The 14,060-nt window shown below is 42.4% G+C and carries 12 protein-coding genes and 1 tRNA gene; 8 read left to right on the top strand and 5 right to left on the bottom strand.

The features are described from left to right. Positions 1-217 precede the first annotated feature (217 nt). Complete coding sequence (gene hisF, locus JMX97_RS11315) at positions 218-1,000, bottom strand: imidazole glycerol phosphate synthase subunit HisF (RefSeq protein WP_201558194.1); 783 nt, start codon at positions 998-1,000, stop codon at positions 218-220. A 190-nt stretch (positions 1,001-1,190) separates the two neighbouring features. On the opposite strand from hisF, the gene JMX97_RS11310 reads away from it, so the two are divergent. The 5 genes from JMX97_RS11310 to JMX97_RS11290 all read left to right on the top strand — a co-directional run bounded on the left by JMX97_RS11310 (position 1,191) and on the right by JMX97_RS11290 (position 5,390). After that, positions 1,191-2,396 carry a homoserine kinase gene (locus tag JMX97_RS11310; protein WP_201558193.1) on the top strand — a complete coding sequence of 402 codons (1,206 nt, stop codon included), beginning with the start codon at positions 1,191-1,193 and terminating at the stop codon, positions 2,394-2,396. 52 nt (positions 2,397-2,448) lie between these two features. Next, positions 2,449-2,769 (top strand): DUF2007 domain-containing protein, encoded by a 321-nt coding sequence (locus JMX97_RS13820; protein ID WP_227671575.1) that lies wholly within the window; start codon positions 2,449-2,451, stop codon positions 2,767-2,769. Then, entirely contained in the window at positions 2,770-3,678 is a 909-nt protein-coding gene (locus JMX97_RS11300) for a class II glutamine amidotransferase (protein ID WP_201558192.1), read from the top strand. A gap of 78 nt (positions 3,679-3,756) precedes the next feature. Further along, the gene (locus JMX97_RS11295) at positions 3,757-4,923 is read left to right on the top strand and encodes an AAA family ATPase (protein WP_201558191.1); all 1,167 of its coding nucleotides are present in this window, start codon (positions 3,757-3,759) and stop codon (positions 4,921-4,923) included. A gap of 2 nt (positions 4,924-4,925) precedes the next feature. Continuing rightward, entirely contained in the window at positions 4,926-5,390 is a 465-nt protein-coding gene (locus tag JMX97_RS11290) for a type II toxin-antitoxin system VapC family toxin (RefSeq protein ID WP_201558189.1), read from the top strand. On the opposite strand, the gene JMX97_RS11285 is transcribed toward JMX97_RS11290, so the two are convergent. Further along, entirely contained in the window at positions 5,387-5,935 is a 549-nt protein-coding gene (locus JMX97_RS11285; protein ID WP_201558187.1) for a YchJ family protein, read from the bottom strand. The two genes, JMX97_RS11290 and JMX97_RS11285, sit on opposite strands and share 4 nt — an antisense overlap. Before the next feature lie 31 nt (positions 5,936-5,966). Beyond that, a complete protein-coding gene (locus tag JMX97_RS11280; RefSeq protein ID WP_201558185.1) occupies positions 5,967-6,683 on the bottom strand; it encodes a metal-dependent hydrolase in 717 nt (238 codons plus the stop codon). 110 nt (positions 6,684-6,793) lie between these two features. On the opposite strand from JMX97_RS11280, the gene JMX97_RS11275 reads away from it, so the two are divergent. The 3 genes from JMX97_RS11275 to JMX97_RS11265 all read left to right on the top strand — a co-directional run bounded on the left by JMX97_RS11275 (position 6,794) and on the right by JMX97_RS11265 (position 12,171). Beyond that, a complete protein-coding gene (locus JMX97_RS11275) occupies positions 6,794-7,798 on the top strand; it encodes a DUF3025 domain-containing protein (RefSeq protein ID WP_201558184.1) in 1,005 nt (334 codons plus the stop codon). 428 nt (positions 7,799-8,226) lie between these two features. Continuing rightward, positions 8,227-11,067: an aconitate hydratase AcnA gene (gene acnA / locus JMX97_RS11270; protein ID WP_201558183.1), complete on the top strand. Its 2,841-nt coding sequence runs from the start codon at positions 8,227-8,229 to the stop codon at positions 11,065-11,067. A 204-nt stretch (positions 11,068-11,271) separates the two neighbouring features. Next, positions 11,272-12,171: a DMT family transporter gene (locus JMX97_RS11265; protein WP_201558182.1), complete on the top strand. Its 900-nt coding sequence runs from the start codon at positions 11,272-11,274 to the stop codon at positions 12,169-12,171. Between the two features lie 212 nt (positions 12,172-12,383). On the opposite strand, the gene JMX97_RS11260 is transcribed toward JMX97_RS11265, so the two are convergent. Beyond that, positions 12,384-13,430, bottom strand: a complete 1,047-nt coding sequence (locus JMX97_RS11260; protein WP_201558181.1) for a hypothetical protein — start codon at positions 13,428-13,430, stop codon at positions 12,384-12,386. A 453-nt stretch (positions 13,431-13,883) separates the two neighbouring features. Beyond that, a tRNA-Glu gene (locus JMX97_RS11255) sits at positions 13,884-13,959 on the bottom strand. Positions 13,960-14,060: the final 101 nt, after the last annotated feature.

The following is a 14,060-nucleotide window of genomic DNA, read 5'->3' as shown; positions in this document are numbered from 1 at the left end:
AAGACTAGGACTGTGGCAGTCGGGGCAATTAATCTCTATTTGTGTCTTCATAACCTCAAATATAGCATCTTTGCTTTGGCTGGCACCCCTCCTTTATTTACTCAGCATACTTTTTGATACACCACCTAGATTTTTAATTGAGTTGAATAATAGGTTTTATGGATATATTAAAATCAGACAAATGAATATAAATAGTTAGCACTATAATAGCATTTTTTTACAGACGCATTTGTATTCCTTGCGCTGCCATGTATTGCTTTGCCTCAAGAACGGTATGCTCACCAAAGTGAAAAATACTAGCCGCAAGTACCGCATCCACACCACCTTCAAGTACGCCGTCGGCTAAATGCTGCAAGTTACCAACGCCACCTGACGCAATGACCGGGACGTTTACTTGCCGAGTAATCTGCTTCATCAGCTCTAAATCATAGCCTTTTTTAGTGCCATCACCATCCATGGAGGTGACCAATAGCTCACCAGCACCCAGCTCGGCCATTTTGATTGCCCAAGCGACCGCATCAATGCCGGTTGGTTTGCGTCCACCGTGGGTGAAAATCTCCCAACGCGGGATTATAATGCCATCGACGTTAATATCAGCAACGCGCTTGGCATCAATGGCGACGACGATACATTGGTTGCCGAATTTTTGTGAGGCTTCACCGACAAACTCAGGAGTGAATACCGCTGCTGAATTAATCGCCACTTTATCTGCGCCCGCATTGAGCAGGTTGCGAATATCAGCTATTTTACGCACGCCGCCGCCGACCGTTAGCGGCACGAATACCGTTTCCGCCATACGTTCGACCGTATAATAAGTAGTATCGCGCTCATCACTGGTAGCGGTAATGTCCAAAAAGGTAATCTCATCAGCACCTTGTTCGTTGTAGCGCTTTGCCACTTCGACTGGATCGCCAGCATCTTTAATATCGACAAATTGCACGCCTTTAACCACGCGGCCATTATCAACGTCCAAGCAAGGAATGATACGCTTTGCTAACATAGGGACTTTCACCTTATAATCAATTCTTTCGTAAGTGCTAGTCTAGCAAAATCACCGCCATATCAGGCATATTTTCGCAAGATTAATGCGCTTTTTATCAAAGTTCTTTCATTCGTGGTGTAATTGTTGCTATCACTATTTGAATCTGTCCCAATTTAATTTTCTACTTAATTGTCATAAGTGAGTTGTCATGTCCGTTTATACCCAGTTAACCGATGATCAGTTTGCCGCATTTTGTCAAAGTTTTGGTGTCCAATTTGCCCGTGCCATTCCTATTACCCAAGGGATAAAAAACTCTAACTGGTTTATTCAAACGACTGACGATGCAGATGGCGAGCACTCTTACGTATTTACTTTATTTGAAGAACGCCCACCTGCTGATATTGAAAAAATGGCGGTCATTTTAAACAAGCTAAATGGCAAATTACCGGTTGCGGCACCGCTGGCACTGCTTGATTCAGGTATTGAGTCAGGGGCTGATAACGACGATAATTTGAGTGATGATAAACGCTATGTCATTCACTATGAAGACAAAGCGATTACGGTAGTGCCCTGTCTGGCAGGCACACATCCTGAGCAAACCACCCAAAGCATGTGTCATAAAATAGGCGAGTCGCTGGCGGTATTACATGCAACTCTACAAGAGCTGCAACCTGCCGAAGATTATGGCGTGCCACTATATCCGTGGGCGGAAGTGCGTGATCGCGAAATGCAATTTATGCCAAGCGATGAAGCCAAGCTGATGAGCGATATTTGGCACTCTTACACTGAATTGCCACTGGCAACACTGCCAACAGGACTGTGTCATTTAGATATGTTTGCTGATAATACCTTGTGGGACTTGCTATCAAATAACAGCCAAAAAGGCAACGAGCGTCTTACGGGTCTGTTAGACTTTACTGAAGTCAGTGTCGATCATTATTTGATGGACATAGCGATTACTATTAATGATTTTTGTACCACGTGGGGTGGCGCTGAACAAGGCGAATCGGTCGATTTTGACCGCAGTAAAATGGCCACCTTTCTACAAGGTTATGAATCAAAAAGAGCGCTTGGGGAAGATGAGAAGAAAGCATTGCCAGTGATGCTGGCAAAAGCGGCTGTGATATTCTGGCTACTACGTCTCAACGTTATTCATTATAACCGTACTGAAGGACGCACTGGCGATAATATCATGGTCAAAAATCCTGACCTGATGAAACGATTGGCCGCTTATCATTGGTCACATGTCGAAAAAGAGCAAAATGTGGTCTTTGTACTTCTAGATACTGATAAGACAGACAGTCAGATAAAAGGTGTTTTTAGCAGCGAGACCCAAGCCCAACAAGCACAAGAGCATTTAAATACTGACAGTAATTTTGAAATCAAAAAATACACACTAGATCAATTGTCATAAATATTCTTTTTATTACTGAATCATTCATTCCTCAATTCCTAAAGGCGGCCTCATGACCGATCAAGTCGATAACTGGCACAAACTGGTACGCTACGATACCAATATGCAAGGCGAGCTCCACGCCAACTTGCTCCGTAATAACGGTATTACTGTCTCTCTACAAGCACTTAGCGCCATCCCAGGTATGAACTCCGGCATTGTACTCTGGGTACAAGATACGGATCTGGAGCAAGCTCAACGTATCTTAAGCACTACTGTTGCCGATACCGATGGTGAGATGCTGCTGGATAAAATGAGCGATGCCGAACTTGGAATTGTGTCAGATACTCAGATAAATCGTACCACACCAGATCATAAAGGCGGTAAAACATAGATGTGCCAACTCTTAGGAATGAACTGTAATACGCCAACGGATATCGGTTTTAGCTTTGCAGGATTTCGTCGGCGTGGCGGTATGACGGACAGTCATGAAGATGGCTTCGGTATTGCGTTTTTTGAGCGTAGTGACTGCAATATTAATGCGGACTCAGAAAGTGTTTCAACTGGTTTGCGCTTGTTTCATGACAATCGCCCCAGTCATCTATCCCCAGTCGCGGACTTAGTAAATAATTATCCTATTAAAGCCATGAATGTCATTGCCCATATCCGAAAGGCTACCCAAGGTCAAAACTGCTTGGCTAACACTCATCCCTTTGTCCGTGAAGTATGGGGCGAGCAGTGGGTGTTTGCGCATAACGGCCAGATGAATAGTGAATTTATTAAACGCTGTCAGCGTCTGCAAGACAATGGTAATGCCTCGCACTGCCAACCAGTTGGCTCGACGGACTCTGAGATGGCATTTTGTTACTTAGTTAACCGACTCAAAAGTAGCTTCAAGTCGCGTCCTGATGACCAAACGTTGTTTAACTTTCTGACCACCCAATGTCGTTATCTGTCCGCGAATGGTCTCTTTAACTGTCTGATATCGAATGGCAGATGGCAATTGGCTTATGCCGGTAGTTTACTGTTTTATTTGACTCGCCAAGCACCATTCGGTGAAGCAAAATTGGCAGATGATGATCTAGCGATTAATTTTGGTGACGTGACTACAGACAAAGATAAAGTGACCATTCTAGTGACCGTTCCACTGACTAACAATGAAAAATGGCAGCAATTAGCTGTCAATGAATGCCTTATCTTCCAAGATGGCGAGATTCTATATAAAGACAGTCCAAGTCAGCGGAAGTTTTTGACTATTGACGAAGGGGTTGCGATTGCGCGGTCAGTTGGGGCGAGTATTTAAGGGCGGATAGTTTACTTGTACTCTTAAACCAAGTGTTCCATTATTAAAGTAGCATTCAACTCAATATTAGGTGTAGCCATGTTAGGCAATGATATTCAAATAAAAAAGCTGGTAGGGGTAGGGGATGTGCATCTTAGCTTTCAACCTGAGCAGAGAGTATATTGTCTAATTGGTGAAAATGGTATTGGCAAGACTAAGTGTTTGGAAGCGTTGTTTATTACTCTATTTCTTCATAATGATTTTTTTATCAAAAGTGATATAGGTTTTAATTTTGAAAATAAATTATTTAAATCGCTAAATTCTAAAAGCTACTTCTTAGATTTATCTAATATAACTAAAGAGAGTTTTATACATAAGAGTAATTTTGCATCACAGCTTAATTTCAATTTATCGACAAAACCTCATACGATACCTTCAGTTTTTGTAGGAGCGCAAGGTCGTGGTGATATGAAGATAGAACGAAAAAGTATCAATGAAATTGGAAGTTATGAAGATAGAAGGTTGAATTATTATAAATACTTAGCAAAAATATTTACTAGTGAGAAGAAATTCCAGTCCGTTAACATGGATATTGATATTCATGAATGGGTTATTCAACGCGCTCAATCTGCTAATCCTTATCAAGCAAAAGAAGATAATAGAGAATTAGAAATAAAGGTGTTATTAAGTTTGCTCAGCAAAGTGGATGAGCGTGTTGATCCAGAGTTTTTAGAAATTTCAGGCAATAATCGCGTGTTTATAAAAGTCGCTAATAAGAAAACCGAACTATCAGAGCTATCTAGTGGTTTCGCTTCCTTACTCAAAATTATGCAATCTATTATTGCTGGCTACAGCTATTTCACTAACGAAACCAACATCGCTCACGTAAAAGGCGTGGTCTTTATAGATGAAATTGAAAGCCACCTACATACCAAATGGCAAGCGACTATTATTCCCACTCTAAAACGTCTATTTCCTAATACTACCTTTTATATTACGACCCATTCCGCTATCGTGCTTAGCCAATTGCAACATGGTGAAGCCTATGAGCTGTACAGAGATAAAGAGGATGGCGTAGTAAAAACTGAGCTGATAGAGCATCCTAATAATGCAGCCTTTGTAGACTTATTGAAAGATGCCTTTGATATCGATATCAATCGTCTTAAGCTAGAGCGTGATAATGCACCACAGCAAAAGAATGCTAAGAAAATGTTGTCTGAACTGTTAGAAAAACGGATTAATGAGCTCAAAGAAGGAACGCAATAATAATGGATATAGAGATTGCTAAACTACTGGACTCAAATTTCCTAACCTATCTTTTAGAAGGTAAAAACATTGACGAAAACGATGCCAATCTTATTGAACGGCTGACGGATTTATTGGCATTAGTCAATGATGACAATGTCGAATTGGTTATTACGCCATTGCTGAGGTATGAGTTTCTAAGAAAGTTCGGATGGCAAACTGAAAGTGAAGACTTTGTTAAGCTTAAAGCGGCTGTTGAGGAATTTACTTGGCTAGATATCAGTAAAGACGTGACAGATTTAGCTACTAATTTATATCGTTTAGACAAGTATGAATCTGAGAACAAAGGCATATCAAAGAATTTAGAGAAACGAAAACTTGATGTTTTTCATTTCGCAACTGCCAAGATAAACGGGATAGAATTATTATCTAATGACAAACATATTGGGCAAATAGAAGAATTATATAATCGTTATCAAGCGCTTTAATTAGCTAAATAAACCCCACAACACCGCTTAAACTTCTCACCAGATCCGCAAATACACGGCTGCTTTTGGCTCACCGACATTGATACGGTTGGGTCAAGGAAATACCAGCGTTCTTTATTTTCAGAAGCAGTCTTGTCTGTCACTTTTACAAAGCTAGATAACTCATGATGCGCCTGTAATCCATCTTCAGTATTATAATAAGCTTTAAACTCAACCTGAGCATGACGTTTGCCAAGTTTTGGTGTGTGTTCTACGATCTCTAACCCTGCCCAATCCGTTTCTTTTGCCCATGACTCAATAGCGTTGATATCAAGAAAAGCCTGCTGCGCGGGCACAGTGGTCTTGACAATATAATCCGCTTTTACCAATACAAACGCGCTATAACGAGTGCGCATCAGCCGTTCAGCGCTCTCAGCTTGAACGCCTTCAGCTTTATCAATATTGTTATGATAAGGCTGACAGCAGTCTTCATAAGCTAATGGTGTGCTTATTGTTTCTAATGACGGATTGATTTGGCAAGGGCAATTTTTTTTAGAAAGTGGCATAGGGTACTCTAATGATTAATAAATAATACTTTCAAGATAACAAGTTTTTTATAAAGGTAGGTAGCATGCCGACTTTGAGCTTTGCCCAAGGGGCAGGATCGCGCAGCTGTTCCCAAAACGGTGCAAAAGGCGGGGCGGCGAATACCAGTAACGCCAGTAGTGCATATAATATTAGATACCACCAGCGGTCTTTGTGTTGATAGAATTTCATCGCCGTACCGGACGAGCGCTTCATGGTCATCCCTGATAGATTCACGCTGTACATCTCATCTAGTAGCAAATGTACCATTGCGCCACCGAATAAGAATAGACCGTAAAACCAGCTGGCCGTTAGCGGATTGTGTACTGCATAATAGCTCAAATATGTCAGCCCTAGCCCTAGTATTGCCATATAGGGAACCGAGTGAATAACACCGCGATGCACAGTCATGCTAGTAAATATCTGAAAGACCACATAACGCATAAAACCGTAACCCGCCAGCCAGAGCGCTATTAAGGCCAGTAAGCTTAGCTCACTGCGCCAATGCATCACCAGCCCAAAGGCAAAGATAAAGGATGCAATGTTAAAGCCCAGTTTAATCGGGGTCGAGTTATCAGAGTCTAGATCAGGCAGCAGTCCGCCTATCGTGCCGAGCGCCACGCATATTAAAAACCCTGAGTCATTCAACAGACCGGCTTTATAAACGGTTAAGCCCATCGCACCACTTACCGCAAATGCGCCGTTTAAGTGGGTGTTAAAATTTGCCATAAAAGGGTTGCCCTAGCGGTAAAAAAGCGCCCTATGATACCATGAGCTACCACGCCAAACTCATCGCGTTTCGCATAATATAAGCCACACGTACTATAGAGATTCTCATCATGACTGCTAGTGCTTTGCTGCCTAAATCCTCACCCTCAGTTACGGCTTTATTAGACTCAAGCTTTGCCGCTATCAACTGGCAAGCACCATGGTTATGTCATCTGAGTCAGTTAGACTGTCTCAGTCAAACGGTAGAGAATTTAAGTAGACAGGCGCAATGTTCAGATGAGGTAGACGCTAAGGCTAAAGACAATTCTAGTCATAGCACCACTATCATCGCTGAGCTGTTAAATACAGCGATGACTCAGCATGCTGAAGATTTGCAAAAACCATTACCGCAAACTAAACCTACCCAAAACAATCAAGCTCATAGTTTAACGTTTGTCTCCCAAGACGCATTACCAGAAGGTGAGGCGTATGAAAGCTTTATCGCCACTACCAGTAATATTCCTACCCGTGAGAATTTGCACGATTTATTTAATGGCAGTATTTGGCTGACCTTTCCTAAAACTAAGGCGCTGCTAAATTATCATCATATGCTTGAAATTTCTAAGAAAATTAATGGGCAGAGCACTGATGAGAGTCGGGGACGTGTCCGCGATACCATTACTGTATTTGATGAAAATGGCGCGATACTGGTAACCTCTGAGCCTAGTATTGGCAAGGCGTTAATTGACTTTGATTGGCAAGAAAGTTTAGTGACGCCGCGTGATAAATGGGATCACCCTTACAAACCTCGCGACTATGCTCAGGTGGCGGTTTATATCTTTGGTCACGCGCTACTTGAGCAGTTGATACAGCCGCGAAAACCTTTATGTGCACACAGTGTAGTGATTAACGTCATGCCAGAATTTTTTACGTTATCGTTGCCTGAACGGATGGCTTATATAGATGGCAAGCTGGCTGAGTACATGAATCAATTGCTATCACAAGCTGAAGTGACGCCGCGCAAACTTTCACCACTGCCTATTTTAGGAGTGCCGCATTTTTGGCCTGAAAATGCTGATCCCGAATTTTATAATGACAGCCGTGTCTTTCGTAGCGGTCGCCGCAGAAAATTGTGAGCAAATGCATTATGATTAAGTAGTTGTTTTTAAATAGCTACTATTAAGTGGTTATACGTAATTGGCTAAACCTCTGTGGCAGTTACGATTATGCCACGATTCGTTAACCAATCAGCGTTAACAAGTCTATGCTTGTTTGTTATGGTTATAGCAGGTTATTGTTAATAGCAACTTTTGTTTTTCGCTTGGTTGCTATTGTTTGCGGTACTTTTACCAATCGCTTTTCAAATCACACGCTTTATAGCATTTAAAACTTCGTAGCTTTTTGGCTACAAACTGTCTAAAAATGCAGAGTTTTTAATAAGAAGATAGCTATTTTTTCAACAACTATAATCAATATCTCAAACAAAAAACATATTTAATTAACGCACTTAGCCACCTGTTATAACCAGCCTATAATAATCAATAGCATAAATAAGGAAGCTACCATGAGTGATATTCTCAACGTAAAAGACACCCTTTCAGTCGATGGCAAGGATTATGCCTACTATAGCCTGCCTACCTTGACCAAAACCTACGGCAATATAGACAAACTACCATTTTGCATGAAAATTGTGCTTGAGAACTTGCTGCGAAAAGAAGATGGTGGCCAATCAGTAGGCAAAAACCATATTGAAGCCGTTGCTAATTGGGACGCCGGAGCTGAGCCCGCCCAAGAGATTGCCTTTATGCCAGCTCGTGTGGTGCTGCAAGATTTCACCGGTGTGCCATCAGTAGTCGATTTGGCCGCAATGCGGGATGCGGTAGTCAAGCTTGGCGGTAAAGCGGAGCAAATTAATCCCTTTATCCCAAGTGAATTGGTCGTTGACCATTCGGTGCAAGTCGATGTCTATGGTCGCGAAGATGCGCTTGATTTAAACAAGAAAATTGAATTTGAACGTAATAATGAGCGCTATGAATTTCTGCATTGGGGCAAACAAGCGTTTGAAAACTTTGTCGTGGTACCGCCTGCCACTGGGATTGTGCATCAAGTAAACTTAGAGTATTTAGCGCGGGTGGTGATGACCGCTGAAGTTGATGGCGAGCTGACCGCTTATCCTGATACTGTTTTTGGTACCGACAGCCACACCACGATGATTAATGGTATTGGTGTACTTGGTTGGGGCGTTGGTGGTATTGAAGCAGAAGCTGCTATGCTTGGACAACCGTCATCAATGCTGATACCGCAAGTCGTTGGCTTTGAGATGAGCGGTGAGCTGTCCGAAGGCGTTACTGCAACTGACTTGGTACTACGCGTGGTTGAAATGCTACGGGCTCATGGAGTGGTTGGTAAGTTCGTAGAATTTTACGGTGAAGGCCTAAACAGTATGCCGCTGGCTGATCGTGCAACCATTGCCAATATGTCACCAGAATATGGCGCAACTTGTGGTATTTTCCCGATTGACCAAATGTCGATTGATTATTTGCGTTTATCAGGTCGTGATGAAGTACAAATTGAATTGGTTGAGAAGTACGCTAAGGCGCAAGGTTTATGGCATGATGCCGATACGCCAAACGCCACTTATTCCAGTAACTTGCATCTTGATTTAGCCACTGTTGAACCCTCGCTTGCCGGTCCAAAATTGCCGCATCAGCGCATTTCTCTATCAGGTATGTATGATAGCTTTGGCAAGACCTTGCATACGATGACTAAAGATCGTAAAGCGGAAGTTAAAGGTAAAGATCGCTTTGCTCAAGAGGGTGGTGAGCAAAAGCAAGCTGATAAACTAGCGGCCCAGCCTAATTCAGCACAGGATACGCAGTTTGATGTTAGTGACGTTAGACATGCTGCTAACACTGTCTTCTCTAACGTTAAGATAGAGGACAACGAGCACAAGCTACGTGACGGTGCTGTGGTCATTGCAGCGATTACCTCCTGTACCAATACTTCAAACCCTGCGGTAATGATCGGGGCAGGATTGGTCGCCAGAAACGCAGCGGCAAAAGGACTGATGGCTAAGCCGTGGGTAAAAACCTCTTTTGCGCCTGGCTCGAAAGTCGTAACCGATTATCTTGACAAAACGGAACTGATGCCTGAGCTGGAAAAAATTGGCTTTTATCTAGTCGGCTATGGTTGTACTACTTGTATCGGTAACTCAGGACCACTGCTTGAGAGCATAGAAAAAGGCATTGAAGACAATGATTTGGTCGCTGCCGCTGTGCTATCCGGCAACCGTAACTTCGAAGGTCGTATCCACTCCCATGTAAAAGCCAACTATTTGGCCTCACCGCCATTAGTAGTGGCATATGCGCTGGCGGGTACCGTTGATATCGATATGACTACCCATCCGCTGGGACAAGACCAAGAAGGCAATGATGTCTTCCTTAAAGATATTTGGCCAACCTCAGCAGAGATTAATGAGCTAATCGCTAATAATATTGATGCTGAGATGTTCCATAAAAACTACGGCGAAGTATTTGATGGTAGTGATGAATGGAATTCCATTTCGTCTTCAGACAGCCAGTTATATCCATGGAGTGAGGAATCAACGTACATCAAGAACCCACCTTTCTTTGATGATATGACTATGGAACCACAAGGTATTCCTGATATTGAGAATGCACGCATATTGGGCTTGTTCGGTGACTCTATTACTACCGATCATATCTCACCTGCTGGCAACATTGATGCCGATTCGCCGGCTGGTAAGTACTTAAAAGGTCGCGGAGTGATGGAAGCCGATTTCAACAGCTATGGCTCACGCCGTGGTAATGATGCGGTCATGACCCGTGGTACTTTTGCCAACATCCGTATCAAAAACTTGATGATGGATGGTAAAGAGGGCGGTTATACTTATTACCTCAAAGGGGATAAGGCTACCCTCAAAGATGGCGAGCAGTTGCCCATCTATGATGCCGCAATGAAGTATAAAGAAGAAGGTCGTTCGCTAGTCGTTCTCGGCGGTGAGGAATATGGTTCTGGCTCTAGCCGTGACTGGGCTGCTAAAGGTACGATTCTACTGGGTGTAAAGGCGGTACTTACCGGTTCGTTTGAGCGTATTCACCGCTCTAACCTCGTAGGAATGGGTGTACTGCCCTTAACCTTTAAAGATGGCGAGAGTGCTCAATCTCACAAACTTGACGGATCAGAAGTACTGAGTATCACAGGTCTTAAAAACGGCGAGAGTGAAATGGCCACTGTTACCGCAACACGCGCTGATGGCTCAATCGAGACCTTTAATGTTCACGTAGTGCTACAGACGCCAAAAGAGCGCGAATACGTCCGTCATGGTGGTGTATTGCACTATGTACTGCGTCAACTGGCTAGTGAGAACAAAGACGCTGCTTAAGTAATCCATTATTTGAGTCAAAAAAAACCCAACGTCACGTTGGGTTTTTTATTGGGTGATTGAATGTTTATAGTGTGGTTGCCTATAAACACATAAAAACCCCACCTTTGACGCCATTAAAAAGTTATCATCACGACATTTTTAATGACTTAGCAAATGCAGTCTAAACCGCTAATTAAACAGCCAGACAAATTGAGTTAACAAATGACCAGACGCGACCTTATTATCTTTTTTACGCTGTCCTTTATGTGGTCGCTATCTTTTATATTTTATCGAGTGGGTGTCCCTGAGTTTGGCTCATTGGCATTTGCAAGCCTGCGTGTGATATTTGCAGGACTAACCATGCTTATTTTTGTGGTGCTATATCCAAAAAGTCGAGAAGGTATTCGTGAAAATTTCAAAGTGCTGGCAGTAGTCGGTTTGTTCTCCGCTGCGATTCCATTTGTGCTGTTTTCTTTTTCAGCACAGTCAGTGAATGCGGGGGTATTGGCTGTGCTCAATGCCTCCGTGCCCATGATGAGTGGGTTTATTGCCAGTAAGTTTTTTAACGATAAACTGGCTAAAAAACAAACCTTAGGGTTGGTTATCGGTGTCGTTGGTGTCGGTATTTTAATGAGTGAGCGCTTGTTTGGTGAGCAGGGACAAGTTTTAGACTTAGGTACAGGGTTGCTGCCTATGGGCTACGCCTTATTGGCCTGTGTCGGTTATGCGACAGGGGCCAATATCACCAGAAACTATTTAGAAGACCTTTCGCCGATTGCGATCACGGCAGGCTCGCTAATCATTGCCAGCTTGGTCATGCTACCCATTGCCGTGTATGAATTTCCGTATGGCAAAAGCATTAGTCTTAAAGCCTGGGTATCCGTAATTTGCATCGGGGTGTTTTCGACGGCTATCGCACTAATCTTTATGAACCGACTTATTAAAAATATTGGCGCTATGCGCGCGACTAGCATTACCTTAGTCATTCCTATTTTTGCGATATTCTTTGGTTATGTGTTACTTGGCGAAGCATTGGATATAGGGGCTATCATTGGCTCAGTTGTGATATTGATTGGCACGTACTTATCTTTAAATTTATCTTTAAAGAAACTAGTCCATTAATTAAGCTTGTTTATCAAATGACTTGTCCATCAAAAATTTGACACCCTTGACCCTTTTGCTAAGGGACGACACCATTCCCAAGCGGTATCGGTTTGCCCCGTTAAATAAACAGCTTGTGCCAATAGAAACAAACACAAAAAAGCCCAATCTTTACGATTGGGCTTTCTGTTTTAGAGATATGTTTAACATCATTTTTTATTCAATACTGCTGCTTATCTAACGTTATCACCTAGAGTTACGATAGGCTTATCTAAACGATAATTTGCTGCTGCACTTTTAGCACCAAAGGTACTAGCGATAAAGGTTAGCAATGCACTGATTAACCAGAATAAACCAGTATATAAAGCTGCTTTACGAGCAACATCTTCAGCTTGGTCTAGACCTTGATCAACGGTTTGTTGAGCTTGAGCGATGTATTGCTCAGTTTGCATTTTATATTCATTAAATGACTGAGTAACTTCACTACGAACTTCGATAGCTTGTGCTTCAGTTAGGCCTTCTGATTCTAAGCGAGTAATAAGCTCAGGACCTTGTAAGGTTTGTTCGATAGATGCCATGCGCTGTTTGGCATAGTCATCAATGTTGCGCCATGTATCGATACTAGTGAAATCCATATTGGCGACTTCATTTTCAGTTTCGTTTACCATCTCATAAAGCACATTACCACTGGCTTCAAGCTGTTGTTCATTTAAATTCTGCGTGTTCTTAGCAATCATTTCGCGCACGTCTTCTTGGCTAATTTCACCAGATACTTTTTGGTAAACTTCCTGCGCTTGTTGTTGCACTTGTTGTACAGTGCCTTCTGGCACAGATGCCGCTGCTGTGCCTACTGCTGACGCTGTAGCTGCTGTGGTTTTAGCTACAGTACTAACCGTACCACCAACAGCATTACCTGCGGTTGCTAAAATACTAGTGGCACTACTCATCGCAAAAAACGTAGTGAGTAATACAATCAATGCAGCAGTTAACATACCCGTTAAGCTGGCATCCTTTGGATCAATATCTGTACCATCGCCGAATAATGCTTCAGGCGCTGAAAACTTAATCGCAAAATAGCCTGCCACAAAAGCACTGACTATTGCAGTAATTGCTGCATAAATACCAGCGGCAATACTAGTACCTTTTAAATCGAAAGGTAAAAATGAGCTGAGAACCAGAGCAAGGGCAATCATCGCCATGACAACTATCAGTCCCATGACGAGACCTGCTAGCACACCGCGCCACGATGGACGACGTTGAAGCGAATAGGTAGGTGACATAGACATTCCTTAATAGTAGATTATTTTGATAGCTTTTTCTCAGTATGATATAAGCTGTTTAATTCAGATCTTATAAATAATTTCTGTAAGACTACTTATAAGTTCAATGAATAAAACAACATGATAAGAAATAAAGCGATGAATTAATAATACTTTTAAGTAGGAAAACGCTAACATTGTGTATAAAGGCGTTACACTATGTCAATGAAATGGGCTAATGTAAGTTCACGTAATTTTTTCGTTAGTTTAATAGGAGATATTCTTACTAGAGAAAACTTTTTTATAGTCAACGATATGTCCTAGACATCTATTGTAAAAAGGCCGTTGATAAACAGTTATCATAAAAAATGGACGAAAAAAAGCCCAATCGAGATGATTGGGCTTTTTGGTGCTACGCTTATTAGTCTAATCTTATGCAGCTTCGCAAAAGTGCTAATAAGTGACGCCGAATAGTGGCGTCCCCAGGGGGGTTCGAACCCCCGTTACCGCCGTGAAAGGGCGGTGTCCTAGGCCTCTAGACGATGGGGACGCATAGAGTTGTCATAGATACTATAGTCCATAGTGCTATAACGGTAATCAACAACATCAGATTGCTTAAAAAATAAGCGGTGCCTAGGTGATGCTGTACTA

It is taken from the genome of Psychrobacter sp. 72-O-c (genome assembly GCF_904846605.1).
GTDB lineage: Bacteria > Pseudomonadota > Gammaproteobacteria > Pseudomonadales > Moraxellaceae > Psychrobacter.
The sequence above is the reverse complement of the archived record's forward strand: the minus strand, read 5'-3'. Positions and strand labels throughout refer to the sequence as shown.